Annotated in this window: 27 protein-coding genes and 1 tRNA gene; 15 read left to right on the top strand and 13 right to left on the bottom strand. The window is 38.9% G+C overall.

The window, feature by feature from the left end:
- Positions 1 to 128: 128 nt before the first annotated feature.
- The 3 genes from queE to U0839_RS04725 are packed head-to-tail and all read left to right on the top strand — an operon-like array spanning position 129 to position 2,021.
- Positions 129 to 764, top strand: a complete 636-nt coding sequence (gene queE, locus U0839_RS04715) for a 7-carboxy-7-deazaguanine synthase (protein ID WP_155564758.1) — start codon at positions 129 to 131, stop codon at positions 762 to 764.
- A complete protein-coding gene (queC, locus tag U0839_RS04720) occupies positions 764 to 1,495 on the top strand; it encodes a 7-cyano-7-deazaguanine synthase QueC (RefSeq protein WP_155564759.1) in 732 nt (243 codons plus the stop codon). The genes queE and queC overlap by 1 nt, the downstream gene beginning before the upstream one ends.
- The gene (locus tag U0839_RS04725; RefSeq protein WP_198197871.1) at positions 1,488 to 2,021 is read left to right on the top strand and encodes a 6-carboxytetrahydropterin synthase; all 534 of its coding nucleotides are present in this window, start codon (positions 1,488 to 1,490) and stop codon (positions 2,019 to 2,021) included. Before queC ends, U0839_RS04725 begins: the two co-directional genes overlap by 8 nt.
- Here the strand turns inward: U0839_RS04725 and U0839_RS04730 are convergent.
- Complete coding sequence (locus tag U0839_RS04730; protein WP_155564761.1) at positions 2,018 to 2,668, bottom strand: class I SAM-dependent methyltransferase; 651 nt, start codon at positions 2,666 to 2,668, stop codon at positions 2,018 to 2,020. The two genes, U0839_RS04725 and U0839_RS04730, sit on opposite strands and share 4 nt — an antisense overlap.
- Positions 2,665 to 3,582, bottom strand: coding sequence for a 4-hydroxybenzoate octaprenyltransferase (ubiA, locus tag U0839_RS04735; RefSeq protein ID WP_370533569.1), 918 nt, complete (start codon positions 3,580 to 3,582; stop codon positions 2,665 to 2,667). The genes U0839_RS04730 and ubiA overlap by 4 nt, the downstream gene beginning before the upstream one ends.
- A 133-nt stretch (positions 3,583 to 3,715) precedes the next feature.
- Between ubiA and U0839_RS04740 the strand changes: the two genes are divergently transcribed.
- The 4 genes from U0839_RS04740 to U0839_RS04755 all read left to right on the top strand — a co-directional run bounded on the left by U0839_RS04740 (position 3,716) and on the right by U0839_RS04755 (position 7,830).
- A complete protein-coding gene (locus tag U0839_RS04740) occupies positions 3,716 to 4,450 on the top strand; it encodes an RsmE family RNA methyltransferase (protein WP_155564763.1) in 735 nt (244 codons plus the stop codon).
- Positions 4,451 to 4,503: 53 nt separating this feature from the next.
- Positions 4,504 to 5,889, top strand: coding sequence for a glutamate--cysteine ligase (locus U0839_RS04745; RefSeq protein WP_155564764.1), 1,386 nt, complete (start codon positions 4,504 to 4,506; stop codon positions 5,887 to 5,889).
- Between the two features lie 90 nt (positions 5,890 to 5,979).
- A complete protein-coding gene (locus U0839_RS04750) occupies positions 5,980 to 7,143 on the top strand; it encodes an iron-containing alcohol dehydrogenase (protein ID WP_155564765.1) in 1,164 nt (387 codons plus the stop codon).
- A gap of 33 nt (positions 7,144 to 7,176) precedes the next feature.
- Positions 7,177 to 7,830: a LolA family protein gene (locus tag U0839_RS04755; protein WP_155564766.1), complete on the top strand. Its 654-nt coding sequence runs from the start codon at positions 7,177 to 7,179 to the stop codon at positions 7,828 to 7,830.
- Between the two features lie 3 nt (positions 7,831 to 7,833).
- On the opposite strand, the gene rsmI is transcribed toward U0839_RS04755, so the two are convergent.
- Positions 7,834 to 8,757, bottom strand: coding sequence for a 16S rRNA (cytidine(1402)-2'-O)-methyltransferase (rsmI, locus tag U0839_RS04760; RefSeq protein ID WP_155564767.1), 924 nt, complete (start codon positions 8,755 to 8,757; stop codon positions 7,834 to 7,836).
- A 104-nt stretch (positions 8,758 to 8,861) separates the two neighbouring features.
- Between rsmI and U0839_RS04765 the strand changes: the two genes are divergently transcribed.
- The gene (locus tag U0839_RS04765) at positions 8,862 to 10,145 is read left to right on the top strand and encodes a penicillin-binding protein activator (RefSeq protein ID WP_413550176.1); all 1,284 of its coding nucleotides are present in this window, start codon (positions 8,862 to 8,864) and stop codon (positions 10,143 to 10,145) included.
- Here the strand turns inward: U0839_RS04765 and U0839_RS04770 are convergent.
- The 8 genes from U0839_RS04770 to U0839_RS04805 all read right to left on the bottom strand — a co-directional run bounded on the left by U0839_RS04770 (position 10,142) and on the right by U0839_RS04805 (position 17,793).
- The gene (locus U0839_RS04770) at positions 10,142 to 11,086 is read right to left on the bottom strand and encodes a lysophospholipid acyltransferase family protein (RefSeq protein ID WP_198193616.1); all 945 of its coding nucleotides are present in this window, start codon (positions 11,084 to 11,086) and stop codon (positions 10,142 to 10,144) included. The genes U0839_RS04765 and U0839_RS04770 overlap by 4 nt on opposite strands.
- Positions 11,087 to 11,186: 100 nt before the next feature.
- Positions 11,187 to 12,167: a tetraacyldisaccharide 4'-kinase gene (gene lpxK / locus U0839_RS04775; protein ID WP_413550177.1), complete on the bottom strand. Its 981-nt coding sequence runs from the start codon at positions 12,165 to 12,167 to the stop codon at positions 11,187 to 11,189.
- Positions 12,164 to 13,459 carry a 3-deoxy-D-manno-octulosonic acid transferase gene (locus U0839_RS04780; RefSeq protein ID WP_413550178.1) on the bottom strand — a complete coding sequence of 432 codons (1,296 nt, stop codon included), beginning with the start codon at positions 13,457 to 13,459 and terminating at the stop codon, positions 12,164 to 12,166. The genes lpxK and U0839_RS04780 overlap by 4 nt, the downstream gene beginning before the upstream one ends.
- Positions 13,456 to 14,070 carry a lysophospholipid acyltransferase family protein gene (locus U0839_RS04785; protein ID WP_230872995.1) on the bottom strand — a complete coding sequence of 205 codons (615 nt, stop codon included), beginning with the start codon at positions 14,068 to 14,070 and terminating at the stop codon, positions 13,456 to 13,458. Before U0839_RS04785 ends, U0839_RS04780 begins: the two co-directional genes overlap by 4 nt.
- Before the next feature lie 209 nt (positions 14,071 to 14,279).
- On the bottom strand, positions 14,280 to 14,765 hold the full coding sequence (locus U0839_RS04790; RefSeq protein ID WP_155566170.1) for a DUF934 domain-containing protein: 486 nt from the start codon (positions 14,763 to 14,765) through the stop codon (positions 14,280 to 14,282).
- Positions 14,752 to 16,464, bottom strand: a complete 1,713-nt coding sequence (locus U0839_RS04795) for a nitrite/sulfite reductase (RefSeq protein ID WP_413550179.1) — start codon at positions 16,462 to 16,464, stop codon at positions 14,752 to 14,754. Before U0839_RS04795 ends, U0839_RS04790 begins: the two co-directional genes overlap by 14 nt.
- A 6-nt stretch (positions 16,465 to 16,470) precedes the next feature.
- Positions 16,471 to 16,791 (bottom strand): DUF2849 domain-containing protein, encoded by a 321-nt coding sequence (locus U0839_RS04800; RefSeq protein ID WP_196424186.1) that lies wholly within the window; start codon positions 16,789 to 16,791, stop codon positions 16,471 to 16,473.
- Positions 16,792 to 16,917: 126 nt separating this feature from the next.
- Positions 16,918 to 17,793 carry a universal stress protein gene (locus U0839_RS04805; protein ID WP_155564775.1) on the bottom strand — a complete coding sequence of 292 codons (876 nt, stop codon included), beginning with the start codon at positions 17,791 to 17,793 and terminating at the stop codon, positions 16,918 to 16,920.
- Between the two features lie 333 nt (positions 17,794 to 18,126).
- Here U0839_RS04805 and fabI point away from each other — a divergent pair, with 333 nt between their 5' ends.
- The 5 genes from fabI to U0839_RS04830 all read left to right on the top strand — a co-directional run bounded on the left by fabI (position 18,127) and on the right by U0839_RS04830 (position 21,709).
- Complete coding sequence (gene fabI / locus U0839_RS04810; protein WP_110439241.1) at positions 18,127 to 18,966, top strand: enoyl-ACP reductase FabI; 840 nt, start codon at positions 18,127 to 18,129, stop codon at positions 18,964 to 18,966.
- Positions 18,967 to 18,993: 27 nt separating this feature from the next.
- A complete protein-coding gene (aroC, locus tag U0839_RS04815; protein ID WP_370533570.1) occupies positions 18,994 to 20,088 on the top strand; it encodes a chorismate synthase in 1,095 nt (364 codons plus the stop codon).
- A gap of 127 nt (positions 20,089 to 20,215) precedes the next feature.
- Positions 20,216 to 20,389 (top strand): hypothetical protein, encoded by a 174-nt coding sequence (locus U0839_RS04820; RefSeq protein ID WP_155564776.1) that lies wholly within the window; start codon positions 20,216 to 20,218, stop codon positions 20,387 to 20,389.
- A gap of 12 nt (positions 20,390 to 20,401) precedes the next feature.
- Positions 20,402 to 21,340 (top strand): DnaJ C-terminal domain-containing protein, encoded by a 939-nt coding sequence (locus U0839_RS04825; protein WP_370533571.1) that lies wholly within the window; start codon positions 20,402 to 20,404, stop codon positions 21,338 to 21,340.
- 27 nt (positions 21,341 to 21,367) lie between these two features.
- Complete coding sequence (locus U0839_RS04830) at positions 21,368 to 21,709, top strand: hypothetical protein (protein ID WP_110439244.1); 342 nt, start codon at positions 21,368 to 21,370, stop codon at positions 21,707 to 21,709.
- On the opposite strand, the gene folE is transcribed toward U0839_RS04830, so the two are convergent.
- Entirely contained in the window at positions 21,710 to 22,309 is a 600-nt protein-coding gene (gene folE / locus U0839_RS04835; protein WP_155564777.1) for a GTP cyclohydrolase I FolE, read from the bottom strand. It abuts the gene before it with no gap.
- A 204-nt stretch (positions 22,310 to 22,513) separates the two neighbouring features.
- Positions 22,514 to 23,731, bottom strand: coding sequence for a trans-sulfuration enzyme family protein (locus tag U0839_RS04840; protein ID WP_155579874.1), 1,218 nt, complete (start codon positions 23,729 to 23,731; stop codon positions 22,514 to 22,516).
- A gap of 155 nt (positions 23,732 to 23,886) precedes the next feature.
- Here U0839_RS04840 and U0839_RS04845 point away from each other — a divergent pair.
- Both U0839_RS04845 and U0839_RS04850 read left to right on the top strand, forming a co-directional pair.
- Positions 23,887 to 23,960 (top strand) — tRNA-Gly (locus U0839_RS04845).
- A gap of 151 nt (positions 23,961 to 24,111) precedes the next feature.
- Positions 24,112 to 24,206, top strand: a 95-nt coding sequence (locus U0839_RS04850) for a lycopene cyclase family protein (RefSeq protein ID WP_413550182.1), incomplete at its 3' end; no start/stop codon positions are given.

Below are 24,206 nucleotides of genomic sequence, written 5' to 3' on the forward strand. Positions count from 1 at the left end.
TCCATTCGAAACAATTTCAAATTTTGTATACAAGGAAAACCTGTAATAAATTTTATCTTTAAAAGATAAAAAATTATATGGTACTAGAATACTTCATTGATTGTTTGAACAGTTTTGAAATTAAGATAATGAGCTATGCAGTAAAAGAAATTTTTCTTACCTTGCAGGGAGAAGGCTATTTTGCAGGCAGGACAGCGGTTTTTTGCCGTTTCTCCGGTTGTAACTTGTGGTCCGGACAGGAAAAAGACCGAGCTACTGCGATTTGTCAGTTTTGTGATACAGATTTTGTCGGAATGGATGGTTCTGGTGGTGGACGATTTGAAGATGCAAATTCGTTGGCCATAGCTATTGAAAAACATTGGGGAGAAAGGGACACTTCCTATCGTTTTGTTGTTTTTACCGGAGGGGAACCTTTGTTGCAGCTAGATAAATCCTTGATTGATGTTCTGAAGAAAAAAGGTTTTTTTATTGCTGTTGAGACAAATGGAACGATGCCTGTACCAAAAGGGGTGGATTGGATTTGTGTAAGTCCCAAACAAGGGGCTGCCCTAATGCAAATGCATGGGGATGAATTGAAATTAGTGTATCCACAAGAAGCGATGAATCCCCAGAAATTTGAATCATTATCTTTTAAGAGTTTTCGTTTGCAGCCTAGGGATGATGAGCAGAGAGATAAACATTTGCGTCAGGCAATCCAATACTGTCAGGATAATCCAAAATGGTACCTTTCATTGCAAACACATAAATTAATAGGAATTCCATAATGAAAAAAACAGCAGATTTTTCAGAAGGGGCCCTGGTTTTATTTTCGGGAGGCCAGGATTCAACAACCTGTTTGGCCTGGGCTTTGACACATTTCCCAATTGTCGAGACGCTAGGATTTGATTATGGACAACGTCATTTTGTGGAAATGGAATGCCGTTCGGTAATTCGCGAAAAGATCTTGAATATTCAACCGGAATGGAAAGAGCGTCTTGGAGAGGATCATATTTTGAAATTATCAGATTTGGGAGCGATTTCTGATACATCCTTAACGCGGGAAACCGAAATTGAATGGAATAAGCAGGGATTACCTTCGACCTTTGTTCCTGGAAGGAATTTACTTTTTTTAACTTATGCCGCGATTATTGCAAACAGAAGAAATTTGCGGCATTTGGTTGGTGGCATGTGTGAAACAGATTTTTCAGGATATCCTGATTGTCGGGACGATACGTTAAAAGCTTTGCAGGTTGCGCTTAATCTGGGAATGAATACGCGATTTGTTTTGCATACACCATTAATGTGGCTTGACAAGGCTGCAGAATGGAAATTGGCTGAAACTTTGGGAAATGATTCACTTATTGAATTAATCAATAAGGAAACGCATAGTTGTTATTTGGGCGATCGTACCCATTATCATGAATGGGGATATGGTTGTGGTCATTGTCCTGCCTGCGAATTACGTCAGGCTGGATGGGAGACCTATTTGCGGCAAAAGGAAATGTTTGGTGTTTGATTTGGTTTTTACTCGTCGTTATTCTATGGGGCATCGTTTGATTCACGGGGCTGGAGATATTTGTGCCACACCGCATGGGCATAATGAAGAGGTGAGCGTTTATTTAAAGGCTCATGAAGCGGAAAGACTGGATGGTTCTGCAAATATGGTCCTTCCTTTCTATTATGCAAAAAAGAAATGGCATCAATTTGTGGATGGTTCCATAGATCATTCTTTTCAGCTTTCAGAAGATGATCCCCTTTTGCCCTGGTTTATCAAAAATGAACCAAAACGTGTAAGGCATTTAGTCGTGACACCAGGTGATCCAACAACTGAATTAATGGCTTGTTTATTAATGATCAAGGTCAATAAAATTTTGGATGCAGAAAAAACCGGCTTATATTGTTTTAAAATCGATATCAAGGAAACCCCGACAAATACGGTCAGTTTTTCGGGCAATCCTTTTGATTTTGTTCCCCAATCGGAAAATGGACAAGGTCATTGGTGGGAACGGCCGGATATGTCAATTTCTGATTTGGAAATCTAGAGGGTGAGTTGATATAATATCGTGTGACGACTGGTACAATCTTCCAGTTCCATTGTTGTCGGAATATTATATTCATGAATAGGGAAAAGTTCTTCTTTGGGTAAATAATTACGTCCAGGATCTGCAATAATGACCTGTGCACCGGTGGCGGCACATTTTTTTAGCCAGGGCCAGATATGCCTGGTCATCGGGGCTTCATAACAAACGTCACCACAAAGAATTAGATCCCATTGACAGGGTAGTCCAACAATATTTTTGGAATTTTTATCTAGAAGAATATGATTGGCCTTTGCATTTGATGCACATGCTTGCTGTGCCAGAGGGTCAATATCTGCGACTTCAATAAATTGCGCGTTGTTTTTGCCCGCTGCAATGGCGGCAATTCCACATCCTGCTGCAAAATCCAGGACTTTTTTCTGTTTAACAAATCGAGGATGATCTATAATATACCGTGCGAGTGCTTTTCCTCCAGGCCAGGCAAAAGCCCAGAAAGGCGGTTCAATATTTTGCTCGGCAAGCCAGTTTTCAGTCGCTTGCCAAATAGGTGTAATATCACTGGCTTGATAAAGTGAAATTTCCGGAACAAAATCAACTTCTTTTAAAATGGTATAATCGGAAATAAATTTTTGGAATAGTGCCGGATTCATTGAAAAATATTTCCCATTAATAAAGCCAAGGCGATCAATATACCGGCATCACGATTGGATTTGAACAATATTAGGCAACAGGTTGGGTTGCATAAGTCAAAGTTTTTAAGCTGCCATATAAAATGGCTCAAGGGTAAGAGAAGGGCACAGAAAGAAACCCAGCTATTCTGATTTAAAATCATGGCAATCAATAACATTATGATACAAAAGCCATAATTTGTACCCACGAAAATCTTTCCTGCCTCCCCGGCCCATCGGGCGGTTGATTTGACACCAATTCGTTGATCATCTTCTATATCCTGATATCCGTAAATAGTATCAAAACCGATTTGCCAAAAAATAGTTGCGGTATATAACGCAAATTGGGACCAGGATAAACAGCCTGTAGCGGCGGTATATCCAAGGGGGGCACCAAATCCAAATGTAAATCCCAGAACAAGTTGTGGCCAGGCAAAAATTCTTTTTGCACCAGGATAGAGAGCAACAAGAATTAGGGAGGAAGCGCCCAAAAGCCATGAAAGCGGATTTAGCTGTAATAGAATGAGAAAACCAAGAGCCAAGAGAACAAGTAAAAAACAAACTGCTCTTTTTAGGGAAATTGTATTATTTGCAAGGGGCCTTTGTTGTGTTCTGGTAACCTGACGGTCAAAATCACGATCCCATATATCATTTACAACACAACCGGCGCTGCGCATGATGATACTGCCCAGCGCAAAAAGAAATATGAGTTTTAAGCGTATTGCCCAATTGATTTGATGGGGTAATAGGATTCCCCATAACCCCGGGATAAAGAGAAGCCAGTTTCCAATCGGGCGATCCAGTCTGGATAAGATGGCATAAGGTTTTAAGGAAGACGGTAAAAAATTAATCCAACTTGATACATTGATATCAGAATATGATGATTTTTGATTCACAGTTAATTCCAAAAGGTAAATTTGTGCCTGAATATCGAGGATGGTGTAAAAGCTTTATGGATTTTATAGTATAAAACTGTTTTTTTACTAGAAAAAGATTGTTTGAATATTTTGTTACAGAATGGTGGAATGAATGTCTTTTGTACCGCGTATCTATATTGATTTAGATCAATCTATAACATTGGTTGCAAATGAACCTTGTTATTTATCCGCTACAATTGTTCATTATCTAGGAAATGTTTTACGATTGAAAAAAGGTGGCAGAGTTATTTTGTTTAATAACCGAGATGGAGAGTGGATTGGTGAAATAGAGCATATATCCAAAAACAAAGGGGTTGTTCATCTGTTGGAGCAGGTAAGGTTACCCATTCTTGCTCATGGACCAACCTTGCTTTTTGCACCCTTGAAACGAGATGCAACAGATTTGGCTGTTCGTATGGCGACTGAATTGGGGGTCAGAATTATTCAGCCTGTTCAGACATTGCGAACAAACAGTCAAAGAATTAAAGATGAAAGGTTACTGGCTATCGCCAAAGAGGCTGCAGAACAAAGTAACCGTTTGACCATTCCCGAAATAAGGTCACTTTGTTCCCTATTCGAAATTTGTGATGTTTGGCCACAGGACAAGCCTTTGCTGATAGCGCTAGAGCGTGGAAATGAAAGAAAGATTGATGCAACTTTTCAACCATTATATAATGGAAACGAAGGGCTCCTTATTGGTCCCGAAGGAGGGTTTGATGAATGTGAAATCGAAAAATTACTTTCTTATAAATTTATACTTCCTATATCCTTGGGAAATCTTGTTTTAAAAGCGGAAACAGCTATTGCTGCAGGACTTGCAAAATTATTTCCTTATGTAAAAGCTTAATATAGTATAATAATTACTTCTTTTTTAAAAATGTAAATGTAGATAGATTGTATATGTCCAGTTTAATTGATCATGATCAGACTCTAGTAACTTCCGTAAAACAATTGGCTGATTATTTGGCCGGTGGATGTAAACCTGTTCAAAATTGGCGTATTGGTACTGAGCATGAAAAATTTGGATTCATTAATTCTCAGAATGATCGTGATTATTTATTCCCTCCCGCTTATAAACCGGATGGAATAGAGGATGTTTTAAAAAATATTCAAGATCAGCATGAAAGCTGGCAGCCGCTTTACGATATGAATAACCTTATCGGATTTAATGGTGACAGGGGTGCGATTTCCCTTGAACCGGCTGGACAATTTGAGCTATCTGGGGCGCCTGTTGAAACTCTGCATGAAACGCGCCGGGAAATGGATTTGCATTTTCAGGATATGCATCGTGCTGCTGACTCTTTGGCATTGGGATTTTCTCCTTTGGGATTTCATCCGTTTGCACGACGTGACCAAATGCCCTGGATGCCCAAAAAGCGATATGAAATTATGAAAGCCTATATGCCAAAGGTTGGAAAACTTGGCCTGGATATGATGACAAGAACTTGTACAGTTCAGGTCAACCTGGATTTTTCTTCAGAAAAAGACATGGCACGTAAAATGCGTGTATCTTTGGCTTTACAGCCCATATTTACCGCTCTATTTGCAAATTCACCCTTTTATGAAGGAAAACCGAGCGGGTTGCAGTCAATGCGTGCATATATCTGGACAGATACGGATAATCAGCGTGCAGGTATGCCCGATGTTTTTTTTGACGATCATTTTGGTTTTGAACACTATATCGAGTGGCTGTTGGATGTGCCGATGTATTTTGTCATTCGTCATGGTAAGATGATTGATGTTTCCGGGGCATCTTTTCGGGCATGGATACAGGGTAGAACACCTGCGGGTTTGGAGCATGAGAAACTGACCATGGGAGATTTTAAAAACCATATAACAGTTGCCTTTCCTGATGTCCGTTTGAAACAATATCTTGAAATGCGGGGTGCGGATGCAGGATCAAGGGAAATGATGATTGCAATGTCGGCTTTCTGGACGGGATTATTGTATGATTCTTCAACGTTGCTGGCTGTGGAAAAACTGGTCAGGGAACAGGAATGGTCTTTCTATAAAGCTTTAAGAAATAAAGTGATCGGACAGGGATTGTCAGCATCAATCGGTAGAGAAAACCTTAGGGAATTTATGAGGCGTCTTCTTCAGTTGGCTCAACAAGGATTGAAAAATCGCAATTTTAAGGATGAGAATGGTGATGATGAAACCAAGTATCTGATTCCCCTATTTGAAATTGCTGAGGGAGGTCCAACCCAGTCTGAATATTGGTTACACCGTTATGAAACGGTTTGGGGGGGAGATGTAAGGCGAATTATGAAAGAGTCTATGATTTAGGGAAGATAAAAAATTAATTTTATTGTTCTTTGAGTCATTAAGGTTGAATATTGTAAATTAATAAATTGATTTTATAAAAGGAATTTAGTCATGTCGATTCAAAATTTTGAATTTTATAATCCAACACGTATCGTTTTCGGACAAAATACAATTGAAAAATTGAACAGCTTAATTCCTAAAAATGCAAAAGTACTAATTACTATAGGAGGGGGCAGTGTTCGCAAAAATGGAACCCTTGCTGAGGTACAAAAGGCATTGGGTGGTCGTCATGTCGAGATTTTTGAAGGAATAGAAGCCAATCCTATTTTTGAAACTCTCATGAAAGCTGTTGAGAAAATTCGTCAGGAAAATTTTGATTTTATATTGGGCGTTGGCGGAGGATCTGTCATGGACGGGACCAAATTTATCGCCGGGGCAGTACATTGCAAGGATGATCCTTGGAAATTGGTACTTGATGGTGGAAAAGATATTCAGCAGATTGTTCCTTTCGGATTTGTTTTGACCTTACCGGCAACAGGTTCGGAAATGAACAGTAATGCTGTTATCTCACGGAAGACAACAGAAGATAAATTGCCGATTAAAAACGAGCTTTTATATCCTGTATTTTCTATTCTGGATCCAACGAAAACATTCAGTTTACCGAAAAAGCAAGTTGCAAACGGAATTATTGATGCTTTTGTCCATACTACAGAACAATATTTGACTTATCCAGTTAATGGATCCATTCAAGATCGTTTTGCTGAAGGGATTTTGTTAACTTTAATTGAAGAGGGTCCAAAGACCTATAATAATCCAGAGGATTATGAATCTCGCGCAAATTTTGTATGGGCAGCAACAATGGCTCTAAATGGCTTGATTGCCGCAGGGGTTCCGGAAGATTGGGCCACTCATATGATTGGACATGAACTGACAATTTTGTATGGTCTTGATCATGGGCAGACTTTGGCGATTGTACTTCCATCCTTATTAGAGGAAATGCGTCAAGATAAACGTGAAAAACTTCTTCAATATGGTAAGAGAGTATGGGGATTAACAGGATATAGTGATGAAAAGATTATTGATGAAGCAATCAGGAAAACAAGGGAATTTTTTGAAAGTTTTGGTGTAAAAACCTATTTACACGAATATGATATTGATAATAATGCTGCGGAAAAGGTAATTGAGCAATTAAAGAGACATCATATGACCGCATTGGGGGAAAGAAAAAATATTACACCTGATGTAAGTTATCGTATTGTGCAGGCAAGTCTGTAACAATAATTACATTTCTGCTAAAAGGGTTTTGCCATGCGATTGTTGAAAGTTGTTTCCATTTGCTGTTTTATTGCCGTTTTGGAAATGATGGGTTTAAGAAATCTTGCTTTTGCTCAGGATAAGACTGGGAATGCAATGACGGGTGTGACACTGACGTCCAAGCAGCTAAATAATATTCAGCAGTTGGAAAATTGGATTGATAATCTGACAATAATGAAAGCCAATTTTCAGCAGATTGCCCCGAATGGTCAACGAAGCACTGGACAGGTTTGGATCAAGCGTCCAGGGCGGATCAGGTTTGAATATGATAAACCCAGTCAATTATTGTTGGTAGCGAATGAAGGGAAAATGGTTTTTCATGATGGAGCTGTTGGTCAAACAACCACTATTCCAATTGATCAAAATCCATTAGGACTGTTATTAAAGCCGGATCTTCATTTTTCCGGAGATGTCACGATTGTTAAATATGAAAAGGAAAATGGTTTAATTCAGGTCACGGTTGTCAGGACGGCCTCTCCTTCAGAAGGAAGCTTGACGTTGATATTCAATCAAAATTATATGGTTTTAAGAGGATGGGAGGTCGTTGATGCGCAGGGTCAGGTTACCAAAGTTGACTTGTATGACCTTCATCCTAAAAAATCTGTTTCTGATGAGTTATTTAACATTCATTTTAAGGATGATGAATAGGGATTATATTTTTTGCAGTTCAAGCGCACGTTTATAAACAATTTTTTTGGGCAAGTGAAGAGCGGTGGACACAACTTGGGCAGCGTCTTTAATGGACATTGTTTTTAAGGCCTCAATAAGATTTGCATCAAGATCTATCATATCATGGTTATTTTTTTCTGAAGATGGAGGGGCCAATAATACAATCATTTCACCTTTTGGTGAGATTTGGGAAAATTGATCAAGCAAAGATTTTAAATTACCACGTTGAATTTCTTCGAATTTTTTTGTCAATTCTCTAGCTACGGCTGCCTCACGATTTTCGCCAAAAACCTCTTTCAAATCTTTTAGCATATCGATCAATCGATGGGGTGCTTCATGCCAGATATAGGTTGGGGTTAGTCCTATATTTTCTACTGCCTTTAAGATAGCAAAAGAATTTTGCCGAGCTGTTGATTTTGGTGGCGGAAAACCAATAAATAAATAGGGATGTGGTGGAAGTCCTGATAAAGTTAATGCCATTAAAGCTGCATTTGCGCCGGGAATGGCTGTAATTTTAATATTTTCTTTTATGACAGCATGGGTTAGTTGATATCCTGGATCAGATACCAAAGGGGTGCCTGCATCAGAAATCAATGCAATTTTTTTACCTTGGTGAAGTAAATTTAAAACATGATGGATACGATGGGTTTCATTATGTTGATGCAGGCATTCGGTTGGGGTTGTAATACCATAGGTTGATAGAAGTTTTGCACTGACCCGTGTATCTTCACATAAAATCAAATCGCATTCCTGTAAAATCATTTTGGCACGAAAACTTAGGTCACCAAGATTGCCAATTGGTGTCGAAACCAGAAAAAATCGAGCATTATTTTCAATGGTACGATTATGTAAAAGCCTGTTTGATTGGATTGTGTTAATATTTGATTGAATATTTTGTTTTTGCATTTTAATAATAACTGATAATCAGATTTTGATTAAATCAAAGGAGAATACTATTGATAGAGCAGAAAATACCTTTTAAACAAAATTGTTTGGGATTGAATTCTTTTATGGCAAATTTGTTAAAGGTCACTATCCCTGTATGCTTGCTGGCAGCTTGTTCTTCTAGTCATAGTGATAATAATACTCCTATTACGACACCTACTCAAAATTTGCAACAACCTTCCAAAAAACAAATTGGGCTTCTTCTTCCCTTGACGGGGAGAAATGGCGGATTGGGAAACAATATGTTAAAAGCCGCCCGGCTCGCCATTGATGAACCCTCTGCACTCGACGTTCATGATACGGCAGAAACGGGTGGGGCTTCTGCAGCAGCCCATAAAGCCATTGAGGCAGGTGATGGCATTATTCTTGGTCCCTTGACAGCTAAGGATACAACAGAGGTTGCAGCAGTGACTGGTGCGGTCAATATTCCGGTTCTTTCCTATAGCAGTAATGCTTCAATTGCATCTTCAAATGTGTGGATTTTTGGAATTACGCAAAATCAGCAAATTGAAACTTTGGTAAAAGCAGCCAAAAATGAAGGGCGAATGAAATTTGCAGCTTTTTTACCTGATAACAGTTTTGGTCGGGCAATGGCAGATGGATTAATTAAAAGCTGTTCTGATCAGGGATTGATGCAACCCACAATCGTGTATCATGCGGCTGACCTGTCTGACATCACACAAAAATTGAAATCAATGTCAAATTTTGATGAAAGAACGGAAGCGGCTAAAATAAACTCTCAAAACCAGAATTTAACTGATACCACTGCAGCGAATGGACCCAAGGAAGATGGAGATAGTTTACAAAATGAACTTATTCCTTCAAAACCTGAAAAAAAAGTCGAGATAAAAAAACTGAAACTGGATAAACCTCCGTTTGACGCCTTGCTTTTGGCTGATACAGGATTACAGTTGCAGTCTGTTATCAATGCGATGAATGAAGTGCAGGTTTCTACAAGCCAGGTCAGGATTATGGGACCTACTTTATGGTCATCTTTTGCGGGTAAATTGGGAAAATTAAAAGGGGCCTGGTATGTCGCGCCCAATCCGGTCAAACGTCAGGAATTTATCCGGCAATATATGGCAAGATATGGACAAACCCCAAAACCCCTAGCGGACTTCACCTATGATTCAGCTGCATTGGCAAACAGTTTGAGAAAACGTCCAGGTGGTTTCTCAATAGAAAATCTAACGCGACCGGATGGATTTAATGGTATTGATGGCTTTTTTGCCCTGCATCCCGATGGAACAGTAAAACGTGATTTACAAATTTTTGAAATTCAGTCCTTTGGTGGAGGGAAAATGATTTCAACTCCAAAAGATAATATATCGGGCAGTATGACACACTAGGGTTTATAGTATTCTTTTGGCCATCTTTTATGCAGCCAGAGCCATTGCTCTGGTTGTTTCCTTATCCATTCTTCAATTTTGTCATTTATGCGTTGGGTTAATATTCGAACATTTTCTATATTGTTTTCGACTAGATCCGAATAATCAATGGGTGTTTCGACAATAATGCGCAGTCTTGCAGGTCCAAGTCGTTTTACATAACCGGGAATGATGGGACAACGTAATTTCAGGGCCAGGCTTGCAACAGCGGAAGAGGTCATTGCGGGTTTTCCAAAAAAATTAACCCGAATGCCATCATTCATCTTCTGATCACTTAGAACACCAAGTCTTTTTCCTTGTAAAAGGTGTCTTAATGCTTGTTTTGCCCCTTTTGCTCCCTTTGCAAACATGGGAATTTTTTGTTGCATGGCTTGATATCGTAATTGAAGGATAAGCTCATTTACATAGGGATTGCTAGCTGCACGGAAAAAAGAAGAAAAAGGAACCCCATATTGTGCAACCCCCGGTGGCAACATTTCCCAGTTTCCAAGATGACCTGATACAAATAAAACCGGTCCTTTACGCTTTGCCTGTCCAATTAAATAATTTTCCCCAATGATTTCCCAGCCCGCACCTTGTTTGGTATTTTGTTCAAGATTAGCAAGATGTGGAAATTCTCCAACTGTTCTTCCAAGATTTTCCCATACGCCTGCTATAATTTTTTGTCTTTCCTGCAAGGACAGATCAGGCATGACAAATTTTAGATTTCTATCAGCTATTTTGGAAACGGGAAGTTTCGTGCCAATTTTTTGACAAATCCATCCACCTAGATTGGAGGCTTGTTCTGGAGAAAGTTTTTGTAACAGGTTTATACAAATTTCAGCGATCAGATATTCACCGTAATATAAACATTGTTTCAACCAATTGGAAATAATCTGACGGGATGGCAAGGGCAAGGACATGAAGGAAATTTTTATTGAATGGATTTTACTAAAACGGAATGGATGACAGTCTAAAAGATTACATAGAAAAGATATAGAGAAATCTTGAAAAGTAAATTGGTTAGAAATGAATCATCTGAAATAGCTTTTGTAAAGATGCGGGATCGTGCCATGTCAAACAAACCTCTAGTGGAGTGGCCAAAGGTCTGAATTGATCTGGTAACCTCACATAGTCCTTGGGTGTTGTTACCAGGGGCAATTGATAATGGTGATGAAGTGATACAAGCTTGTTTAGGTCTTTGTTTGAGTAATGATGATGATCTGGAAATGAAATTGTTTTTGAAAGGATAAGTTGGTTATCTTTTAAGGTTTGAAAAAATTTTTCAGGTCGTCCAATGCCTGCAAAGGCGATAACAGATTGATTAGAAAACCGTCGAATGGCAGGATTCATTGTTAGATTTGCCTTGAAAACAGGTACATGGGATGAAATCATGGGTAAAAGCCCTGTTTTATCTTTGCCAATAAAAATACAGGTTTTGATTGTTTTAAGCCCTTGTATAACAGGTTGTCGTAAAGGGCCGGCAGGCAAAAGTCTTTGATTTCCAAAACCTGTTACACCATCAACAACTAGGATGGATAGATCTTTATACAGGGTAGGGTTTTGCAAACCATCATCCATGATTAGTAATTTTACAGGACTTTTCTTTATTGCTGCTTTGGCCGATGCGGCTCGATTGCCACCAATCCACGTTGGTGCAAGTCGGGCCAATAAAAGGGCTTCATCACCAACATCTTTGGCATTATGCTGATTGAGATCAACCATAAATGGTTCTGCAATTCTGCTTTTTCTTTTATAGCCACGTGTCAAAAATGCGAAAGGAATTGATTGTTGTTGGCAATAATGACCCATTTCCAGCGCTACGGTAGTTTTTCCTGTGCCACCAATAGTCAAATTTCCACAACAGAGAACAGGAATAGGGGCATGCCAGCCTGGTTTGTTTATTTGATAACGGGTGATAAGTGAGGTTATGAACGAAAAGGGGGTTAAAATTTTTGCTGTTGGTGTGGGAGGATATTGTTGCCAGAAAAAGGGAGCCTTCATATGGATTGCCTTGCTAATTTTAGAAGATGAGTGCCTATATCCGTAGCAAGATTGCTTTTTTGTTCCATGATTTCCAAGGCCAGACAGGCTTGTTTTTTTCTTAATTGTGGGTCGGACAGCATTTTATCAACCCAGTTTGTCAGATCGTCTATGGTGTGAATTATTGTAACCGCTTTCTGCAAATGATAATAAGCCTGTCTGAAATTATGTATTTTGGGTCCAGTTGCAATGGTACAATTTAATTGCGCAGCTTCAAATGGATTATGACCACCCCCTTTATGAACAACATCAAGACTGTTGCCTATAAATACAATGTCAGCCAATCTGTAAAATAGTCCAAGCTCTCCTAAAGTGTCACAGAGCCATAAACCGTTTTCAAAAGGAAGCTCATGTTTACTGCGTTGGGCAACTATTCCTATCTCATTAATGATTTCCTGTCCTCGTTCAGGATGGCGTGGTACAATGATTGTAATAAGGTTAGGCCATTTTTTTCTTAATACAGTATGCGTTTTGGCAATAAGGGTTTCTTCGTTAGGATGGGTTGATGCTGCCAGCCAGATTGGAGAATTATTAAAATAGTTTTCTAACTCGACCAATTCTTGAGAATTAAAGTGGAGTTTTTGTGCTGTTTGTTTTAAATTGCCTAAATAATCGGTTGTAATCTGTAGATGTGCAAAATTATTTTGGTCATGTTCAGATTGGGAAATGATCCATTGAAAACGTGATAGAATGTTTTGGATAAGGGATGGACAAATTTTCCAGTTTTTTAATGAGCGATCGGAAAGGCGTCCGTTGATTAAAGCAAGCGGTATTTTTTTTTGGCAGGCTTCTTTGATAAGATTGGGCCAGATTTCACTTTCTGCCAGAACAATAAGGGATGGATGCCAATAAGTTAAAAAACGACTGATCCATTGTGGAATATCGAGGGGTATAAATTGATGAATAATATGTCTGGCTAATATTGGATGATGCGATATGAAATTTTCTAAGATACGAAAGGAGGTAACTGTTCCTGTTGTAATCAAAAAACTCTGGCTGGCATCCTGAATATGAATGGCTTGAATGACCGAAAAAATGGAAACAAGTTCTCCAACACTTGCGGCATGAAATTGTATGATTGAACCAGCAGGTCTGGATAGGGTAGGATAACCTTGCCTTTCTTTAAGGCGGTTGGGAATTTCTTTACCCTTTTTGCAACGGTTTTGAAGATAAAATGGTAAAAAGGGAGACAAACAATTCGTTAATGCTGTCCAGGCTGATAAAAGAAAATGATCCTCAATTATGGTTTTCATGATTGTGCCAGCTGGTTGGCTTGATGTAGTTGGTTAATGATTTCTGTTTCAATTGTATCATAATTTTTCTTTGTGACCTCGATAGGTGTGCGACAAACCATTTTTCCTTTACCGAACGGTAAGGGGACGATCAATTTATCCCAGTTGTTTAGGCGTATTGAGCTGCAATAAGCTCCGACAGGTACGATTTTAGTTTTGGCAAGTAAGGCAAGCTTGATCAATCCTGGATGTAAATGATGGCGTGGGCCTCTTGGCCCATCGGGCATGATGGCGATTAGATGACCTGCTTTGGATAATTTTAGAAGTTTGCGGAAAGCGGTCGCTCCACCTTTATCTTGTCCGTTTTTATTGGCAGATCCTTGTACTGTCCATATTCGCCAGGGATTAACAATTTTGCTGATGAGGCGTCCATCATTATTTTTACTAATAAGTACATATAGGGTCAGATAAGGGTTCTGAGGTAAGGCCCACCACCATAAACGTGGTGAAAGGATCAGGGTTTCATGCCAAAAAATGACAAGGGCGGGTTGACCATCCCTACAAGTAAGTAAAGAGCGTGCTTGCGGGTCAATATCAAATTGCCAACATGTTGTTTGTAAGGCCAGTTTCAAATAACCTCTTAAAATAAAGATTAAACTATTTTGAATTATTTTTTTTATGGAGGCAAACATTTGAAAATGGATAAAATGCTGTTTGAAACTGATGGTGATAAAGATTTACATATGATTGATATAGGAAGCTATTGTACAATTTGAACAAGATTTTATTTTATTAGTTAGATAACAGTATATTTTAAAATATATCGTTACTTGTAAGAGACCTAAAGCTTTCTTACCAAACCCTGTTTGGGCTCTTTTAAAACGGAAGACTGAAAACCGATTGTAAAATGCTGTCTATTTTCTTTCCAACTTGCTATATTGGCATTATCTGGGATCAAGATGGTTGTAAAACCAACCCTGGTTAGAAATTGATATTGATCGGGAAGAATATGCCCAATTGCCCGTAGTTCTCCTGTAAATTTTAGATGCTCTCTGATTTGGCGAGCTTGTGAAAAAGCCCTGCCATCTTTAAAAGAGGGAAATTCCAGGACAATAAGGGAGAGCTTTTCAAGATAAGGTCTTAAGTGTTCAATATCTTGATCGCATGGCAATAAAACACCAAGTGGTTGATGAATTTTATCGATATTGTCAAGCGTGGATAAAAGCGTTTGCGACAGGATCGGATAATCAGGTAACGATGTTGGTAAATTATTTTCAATTACAATCCAGGGGTTATCAATAATTTCACCATCTTTAAGCAGTAGCATAGACAATTTCCTTGAATGGGCTGATACCTAGGCGGTTGTAAGTATCAATAAAATATTCATTTTCATGACGTTGCTCAAGATAAAAATCAATTAGCCTGCGAACGGCATCAACCGCTTCCTCCGCAGTAAGTGCCGCTCCTAGTATGGCACCTATTGCGGCTCTGCCTTTATAGGAAGATCCGCCAAGTTTTATTTGATAGAATTCCTCCCCCTTTTTATTAACCCCCAAAACACCAATATTCATGATATGATGATGGGCACAGGAATTGATACATCCATCGACTCCAATATGTATGGGACCTATTTTTTCCTGTAAACGGATATCCTGAAATAGAGACATTATTTCCTTGGCGACAGAGATTGACCGCGCATTTGCCAAGGAGCAGTAATCAAGTCCGGGACAGCAGACGATATCTGTAATTAATCCCTGATTTGGCATTGCCAGCCGATATTTTTGCAAAGCCTGCCATAGAAAAAATAATTGGTCTTTTCTGACATGCCCCAAGACAAGATTTTGTAAATGAGTCACACGAATTTCCCCGAAGGAATATTCCTCTGCCAGATTGGCCAGAGCATTCATTTGATCTGCTGTCATGTCACCAGGTGTTTCCCCGATGTTTTTAAGGGAAATGACGGTTGCTATATAATCTTTATGAAAATGAGGGTGGCTGTTATGTTTTACCCATCGGTCAAATTCCGGATTGTTTTGCTGATGTTTTTTCATGGTTTCAGAAGCGTTTGGGATATCGGCAAGATTGGGATGACCAAAACGTTTGTGAATCGAATTTATGATATCGTCAGACAAACGGTATTGTTCTAAATCCATGGTATCAAATTCTTTATCAACCTGTTTGCGATAAGCATCTATACCAAGATTCTCTACAAGAATTTTGATTCTCGATTTATATAAATTATTTCGACTTCCATGCAGATTATAAACACGGATAATGGCTTCAAGATAAGCAAGCAAATGTTCAGGGGGCAAGTCATCACGGATGATTTTACCTTTAACCGGAATGCGGCCCAGGCCACCACCAACCCAGATTTCAAAAACGGGTTTATTCTGTTCATTGCGACGGGTTAATATGCCAATATCATAAAAACAAGCAGCGATACGATCATTTGAAGAGCCACTTATAGCAATCTTGAACTTTCGGGGCAAAAATGAAAATTCAGGGTGAAGCGTTGACCATTGACGCATAATTTCTGCATAAATACGGGGATCCAAGATCTCATCTTGCGCCACACCAGCAAATTCATCACTGGTGATATTACGGATACAATTTCCACTGGTTTGGATGGTATGGATTTCAACAGATGCCAGATACGTTAGAATATCGGGGACCTCCTCTAGTTTTGTCCAATGAAATTGTATGTTCTGACGGGTAGTGAAATGACCATATCCACGATCGTAGTAACGGGCAATATATGCCAAACCGCGCAACATTCTTGATGATAAAATACCATATGGGATGGCAACACGAAGCATATAGGAATGTAATTGAAGGTATACACCATTCATCAATCGTAAGGGTTTAAATTCATCTTCAGAAAGTTCACCATTCAGCCGTCTTTCAATCTGTGACCTGAATTGATTGATTCTTTCTTTTAAAAAATCAAAATCAATTTCGTCATAGTTATAACGACCAATGACTTTTATGGTGTTTGAATCGGTATCATGGGATGGAAACTGTTTCATTGATAATCATCTTATTATAGAGCGTGGATTAAATTCAGGATGTGTACTGGGACCAAACGCTCTAATATTTTCACGTGCTGATGCTGGATGGAAAGGGTTTATTAATTCTACATAATGTAAATCAATTAAAAAATGGGCAGTATTGGACTGGATGATTTCCTGCAATTTTTTTTCGGCATTTTCCTTATTGGAAAAAAGTTGGGCGTCTTCCAGCATTATTCCCCAATGTTCTTGCGGGGTGAACCACACAACCCGCCCATCCAGAAGACGATTTGCGGTTAAAACATAATAATCAGATTGATCGGCCTGCCTGTCTTGAGAAACCACAATAGGTAATTCCTTTTTATAACTATACAAGTATGTATATATAACATTATTTTTTATAATTACACAAAAAAAAATAGTAAAAGGGAAAATTATCCTTTTACCATAAGGATAAATGAAGATGATGTTTTATCGATTCATCAAGACAGATATATTGGCGTTTTCAAGCATGTAACGTGTGACCCCTCCCAGAATCAGCTGCTGCCAACGTGGGTGGGAATAGGCACCCATGCATAACATGTCCGCTCCTATCTCATTACAGGTTGAAAGGATTGTATTTCCAACATCCCTGTCATTGCCCAATTGATGGGGAGTTGCTTGAATGTTATGGAATTTGAGATAGTTAACAACATCTTGAATTTTCTTATCATGATTTTCATAATCATTCGTATATAGGATATAGACCTGTTCAGCATAATGAAGCCATCTCAAACTTGCATGCAGGGCGGCGGCTGATTCTGCGCTGCCATTCCAGCAGATACAGATTTTTTTGCCGGTTGTAAGGGGTTTTTGTTTGGGGGCAATAATGATGGGGCGGCCACTATCGAATAATAGGGTATGAAGTGCTTCGGAAGAGGAAATTTCACTGTCTGAATCGGGGTGAGAAATCACCGTTATGTCGGACAAGCGTGCCCAGTAGGTAATTAATTCATTTTCCCGCCCAACCATATTGGTGAAACTGGCCGTAATTTTTTCCTTAGCAGGTTCAGTAAGGTCTGGGTCGGTTAATTCGATATTGTATTTATCGATAAAATTATCGAAAATTTCTCGGGCAAGTTTTAACCGTTTTTGATTTTCTGAGGCGGCAACATTCATGACCTCTTCAATCATGGATCCGGACAATCCCTCACTAGTAAGCGGAATAAGGTCTTTTCTATCGGGTTGAATATGGATAACGGCAAGATGAGCATTATAGTTTTTTGAGAGGTAATAGGCAGTGGTTAGAGTAGATTCAGATAAAGGGGTGCCTTGAATAGGAATGAGTATTTTCTTGACGCTAAGCATTGTTTATTCCCTTTCCTTAAAATAAACGGGGTATAATCTTGGATATTAATCGCTTATTTGATTTTTTAATAGATAAAATGAATTCTAGGCTGAAATAGAGCGCTGAAAAGAATCACATTTTTGTGACAGGAATGCTGGAGCTTAATTAAAACAAAAAGTTGAGGGGTATTATTTGATAATGTTTGGGTTTAATCTCTAAAGATTGTATCCATAATGAAAATGATTTCTTTTCTTTTTTTTTTGTTTTAAAATGAACGCCAATTTAGGAATTGTTCTGGCTACTTTTTAATTGTCAAAAGACATACAAAAACAAAAAATCTATTAAGGGGTGTTATGATAACGAAAAATGATGTTTTGCCTGTAAAGGGAAATTTGATGCAAGGAAAACGCGGTTTGATTATGGGTTTGGCCAATAATCATTCGATAGCATGGGGAATATCGCGTGCTTGTGCGTTACAAGGGGCAGAGCTTGTTTTTACTTATCAGGGAGATGCCTTGAAAAAAAGGGTCGCCCCTTTGGCCGAAAGTTTGGGATCAACCTATCTTTTGCCTTGTGATGTCAGTAAAGATGAGGATATCAGCAACGTATTTGAAGATATTGCCCAAAAATGGGGAAAACTAGATTTTGTTGTTCATGCGATTGGATGGGCTGATAAACAATATTTGCGTGGACGTTATGTTGATACTCCTAGAGAGGCATTTTTAACAGCCATGGATATCTCATGCTATTCTTTTACTGCTGTTGCAAAAGAGGCCGCAAGATTAATGCCAGATGGTGGATCACTTCTTACCTTGACATATCTGGGATCTGAACGTGTGATGCCTCATTATAACGTTATGGGTGTAGCCAAGGCAGCTTTGGAGGCTTCCGTGCAGTATATGGCAGCAGATCTTGGACCTGATAATATTCGTGTCAATGCGGTTTCCGCTGGTCCTATCAAAACATTGGCGGCAAGTGGAATAGGCGATTTCCGTTATATCCTGAAATGGAATCAGCTTAATTCTCCTTTACAACGTAATGTTACCATTGATGAAGTTGGCGGGGCGGGTTTATATTTCCTTTCTGATTTATCTAGAGGGGTCACAGGTGAAATACATCATGTTGATTGTGGTTATCATCTGGTTGGAATGAAAAATCCTGATGCACCTGATATTGCCTTGTCAGATAATTAATCAATTTTACAGTGAGTGAACAGTAACGTGTCGTGTAATAGTTTTGGAAGCTTGTTCAGGGTTACGACATGGGGGGAAAGTCATGGGCCTGCAATCGGTTGTGTTGTTGACGGGTGTCCTCCCTTGATTCCGCTTTCTGAGAAATTGATTCAACCTTGGCTGGATTTACGCAGACCTGGACAATCCTCATTTACAACCACGCGTCATGAGCCCGATCAGGTGAAGATATTATCAGGTGTGTTTGAAGGTAAAACGACAGGCACTCCTATATCATTATTGATTGAAAACACCAATCAGCGTTCCAAGGATTATTCCAATATCGCTCAGTCCTACCGTCCAGGTCATGCAGATATTACCTATGATTTGAAATATGGTATACGGGATTATCGAGGGGGAGGAAGATCTTCAGCCAGGGAAACAGCCATGCGTGTTGCTGCTGGAGCGATTGCCCGTTTGATTTTGGGAAATTCAATTTTTATTCGTGGGGCCCTAATTCAGATTGGGGATAAAAAAATCAATCGTGACCGATGGTCATGGGACGAGGTTAAAAAAAATGATTTTTTTTGTCCCGATGCACAAATGGTCGAGATCTGGAGGAATGAATTATCCATAATCCGTAAGGCTGGGTCATCCATCGGTGCGGTGATTGAAGTGGTGGCCGAAGGGGTTCCCGCAGGATTGGGGGCGCCAATTTATGGAAAACTGGACGCTGATATTGCCCAGGCCATGATGAGTATCAATGCCGTAAAAGCTGTTGAAATCGGTGAAGGCTTTGCCGCTGCAACCCTACGGGGTGAAGAGAATGCTGATCCTATATATCTTGAAAATGGCAAGCTTTCATTTGCCTCTAATCATGCGGGCGGTATTCTGGGCGGTATTTCCAGCGGTCAACCAATTGTGGTTCGTTTTGCAGTTAAACCGACAAGCTCAATTCTTGTCCCTCAACCCTCAATTAATTCAGAAGGTGAATCTGTTGAAGTAATTACCAAAGGTCGACATGATCCTTGTGTCGGTATACGGGCTGTTCCAGTTGGAGAGGCCATGCTTGCCTGTGTCTTGGCAGATCATTGGTTAAGGCATCGCGGTCAAATCGGAAAATTTGGGGAGATAATTCATAAATAATAGAACATTATATTGATGAACTGTATTTTATAAATAATCAGCTATTTTGATTTCAAGTTTAATGAAAATGTGGTTATACTTTTAAAAAATAAATTTTGGTTTCAAAGTTTATTGGGACTGCCAGACTATGGATGATAATAAAAAACAGAATACTGATTTTGAAAAAGAATTTGTAAGGGATCAATTAATTAAGGTGGCAAGAAACTCTGCTGCAAAAGGCATTCCAGCAGATGTGTTTGAGGCGTTGTTGATTACTTTATCCGATGAAATCGATTTCAAAGCCATAATGATAGAAAATTAAGAGAAAAGTGCAGTGAGTTTAGATCCTTATACCATTTTGGGAATATCGAAAACAGCCAGTCAGGATGAGATACGTAAAGCGTATCGAAAATTGGCCAAAAAATATCATCCTGACCTAAATCCCGGAAATAAAGAGGCTGAGGATAAATTTAAAGCGATTAGCGTTGCGAATGAATTGCTTTCAGATCCAGAAAAGAGGGCCCGTTTTGATCGTGGTGAGATTGACATTCATGGTCAGGAACAGGGCTTTCCGGGGGGAGGTGCCGGATATCGTCATTATGCTGATGGAGCGCAAGGATTTCGGTACAGTCAGGGTGAAGGAATGCACGGTAATCAATTTTCCGAGGATGATTTGCAGGATATATTGAACCGGTTTGGCGGTGGTGGCTGGGGTGGTTTCTCTGGTCGGGGTTTTTCTCAAGGAAGATCCAGTAGAGGTCCACAGAAAGGGCAGGATCGACGCTATAGTCTGAAAATTAGTTTTCTGGATGCAGTTAATGGTACAACATCGAGAATTACCTTACCTGAAGGGGGAACACTTGATGTTAAAATCCCTCCTGGAATTGATGATGGTCAGACCTTAAGGTTGCGCGGAAAAGGGGATCCTGGCTTTCAAAATGGTCCTGCCGGGGATGCCTTGATTACCATTCAGGTAATGCCTCATGCCTATTTTAAAAGAGATGGTCAGGATATAAGAATGACGTGGCCTGTTGATCTAAAGACAGCGGTTTTGGGCGGTAAGCTGACTGTTCCAACTCCTACCGGCGAGGTTGCGTTAAATGTGCCGGCTCATTCAGATAGCGGAACTGTACTAAGGTTACGTGGACGGGGTATTCCACCCCGTAAAAATCTTGAGGCTGGGAATCTGTATGTAACTTTACAAATTACGATTGGTAAAGTCGATCCCGCTTTGGAAGAGTTTTTACGTAAATCCATTGATCAATCCAATTAAATCTAAAAAATGTAAAAGGGAAAGAAAATGATAACCCTTGAAATGTTATGCTATAATTTACCTGAAATAACAGCCAATGATGTCTATCACTGGATAAACAATCAATGGTTGAGGCCAGAAAAGAAAGAGGGAAATTATTTATTTAAGGAGATTGATGAGGCAAGGGCCAAATTAATTCTTGAATTAAGGGATCATTTAGGAGTGGCAGAAGATTCAATGTCTTTGGTTCTGCAACTTTTGGATCAGCTTTATACGACGCGACGACAAATGCGTTATTTATGTGAAGTGATTTCCACGGAGAAATATCCTGATGTTCAACAAATTTTACGTCGTATTCTAGATGATCATTCAACGATTGAGATCAATTAGTTACATAAATGAAACAGAACGATTTAATAAAGCTGAAAGTTCTGCTCTTGCATTTTGATCCTGTTGGAAAACACCAAGCAATTTTGATGTAACCATAGATACACTTGGGTTATGCACACCTCTGGTTGTCATGCATTGATGAGTGGCCTCAATGATTACAGCGACCCCTCTAGGTTGTAATACCTCTTGGATTATATTGGCGATTTCCGCTGTCATTCTTTCTTGAATTTGTAATCTTTTGGCAAAAACCTCTACAATCCTGGCCAGTTTGGAAATGCCGACGACATAGTTATTGGGTAAATAGGCAACATGAGCCTTTCCAATAATTGGAACCATATGGTGTTCGCAATGACTTTCAAAGCGAATGTCACGTAAAAGGACAATTTCCTTATATCCACCGACCTCTTCAAATGTTCGGCCAAGGATTTCTTTCGGGTTTTCTTTATAGCCAGAAAAAAATTCGGCATAGGCATTTATAACACGGCTTGGCGTATCTATTAACCCCTCACGATCCGGATCATCACCAGCCCAGCGAATAAGGGTACGCACCGCTTCTTCAGCTTCTGAACGAGAGGGGGCGGAAGTTTTTTTATCAGTCATATTCTATAAATCTTTTAAACCAGTAAAACTGTTCAATGTTTCTGTTTGGTATGAAGTAATTTTGGACAATATAAAAAGATATATATTAATTTTGTAAAGGGAAAATTAAACGGTTTTGTTTAAAATGAAACTACACGATTTTATTATATTTTCCTTCAGTATTAAAATATATGGAAAAAATTAATATATTTTCAATTTAAAAGATTACTTATTTATTGTTTGTTTTTGCAAAAAAATTGTTAATTTATCAAATCCTTTTTGCAGATCCTCAAGTAAATCCTGTGGATCCTCCATTCCTACTGAAAAGCGGATAATGCCATCAGTAATTCCGAGTTTTAAACGATCCTCTGGACTGACCTTCATATGTGTTGTTGTTGCCGGGTGCGTTACAATACTCCGACTATCACCAAGATTATTACAAATTAATATGAGCTGTAAGGCATTCATGAATGTAAATGCACCTTTTTTCCCCCCATTGACTTCAAAGGCGATCATGGCACCTGGCGCATCCATTTGTTTGCAGGCAAGGCCATATTGAGGATGTGAGTGTAATCCGGGATATCGAATAAGATTAACAACATCAGATTTTTCAATAAATTCTGCACAGATTTTCGCATTTTCGGTCATTTTTTCCATACGAAGTGGAAAAGTTTCCAGACCTTTCAGCAATATCCACGCATCAAAAGCTGAAATTGTAAGTCCTGTATTATGAACAAAAGGTATAATATCGGCTTCAAGCAAGTCTTTACTACCTAGAATAGCACCTCCTAGGACACGCCCCTGTCCATCCATATGTTTTGTACAAGAATAGACAACAAGATCAGCCCCTACTTTCAAAGGTTTTTGATATAATGGAGTGGCAAAAACATTGTCAATAATCAATATTCCGCCTGCCTGATGGGTCAAGTCAGCAATTTGCCGAATATCCAAAATGTCTAGCATTGGATTGGAAGGGCTTTCAATCAAAACAGCTGCTGCAGGTTTGGATAATGCTTTTTTCCATTCCTGAATATTCGTGCCTTCAACAAAAGCGGTTTCGATTCCTAATTTTGGTAAAAAATTTTCAACAATCCAGTAACTTGACCCAAAAAGCGCCTTAGATGCGATAACACGATCCCCATGTTTCAAATTGGAAAATAAGGCAGCAAAAATTGCGCTCATTCCTGTTGAGGTGGCAACACAACATTCAGCCTCTTCCAAATGAATAAGTCGATTTTCAAGGTTGGTAATGGTAGGGTTATTAACACGGCTATATTGATAATGCCTTTCTTTTTTTTGGAAAGTGCGTTCTGCTTGTTCTGCACTTTCATAAATGAACCCAGATGTTAAAAAAAGAGCTTCACATGTTTCAGCAAAGGAAGAACGTTCAATATTATCATGAAGTAAACGAGTGGCTAGGCGATGGGAAGAGGTTTTGTTCATAATATTTCTCTTTGATAACCATAAGGAGCGTTCATGATAGAGGAATGCAAGAAAAGTGGTTAGTAATTTCTTTATTTTTTAAAAATTATCAAAAAAGATATATTTTTCTATTCAATTTGGTTATTTTAATGTGAAATATTATTTTTCATATTTTGGCGGGTGTAATTCAATGGTAGAATGACAGCTTCCCAAGCTGTTCATGAGGGTTCGATTCCCTTCATCCGCTCCAAGAAATATTATTTATTTTAAACTATATAATATCTATAAAATTGATTGTTTAGATATTCAACCTAATTTAGTACTATTGTTTTATCTTAATCATAAATAAAACAATTAATTACTTTAATATTAAGTTGAGGGATATAGTGAAAAATTATGATGTGGTTATAATTGGGGGTGGACTTGCCGGATTGACATTGGCCAGTCAATTGCTGCGTGATATACCTGATATTTCCATTTGTCTTATTCATGATGC

It is taken from the genome of Commensalibacter sp. A3DC, from assembly GCF_047307945.1.
Classification (GTDB): domain Bacteria; phylum Pseudomonadota; class Alphaproteobacteria; order Acetobacterales; family Acetobacteraceae; genus Commensalibacter; species Commensalibacter melissae.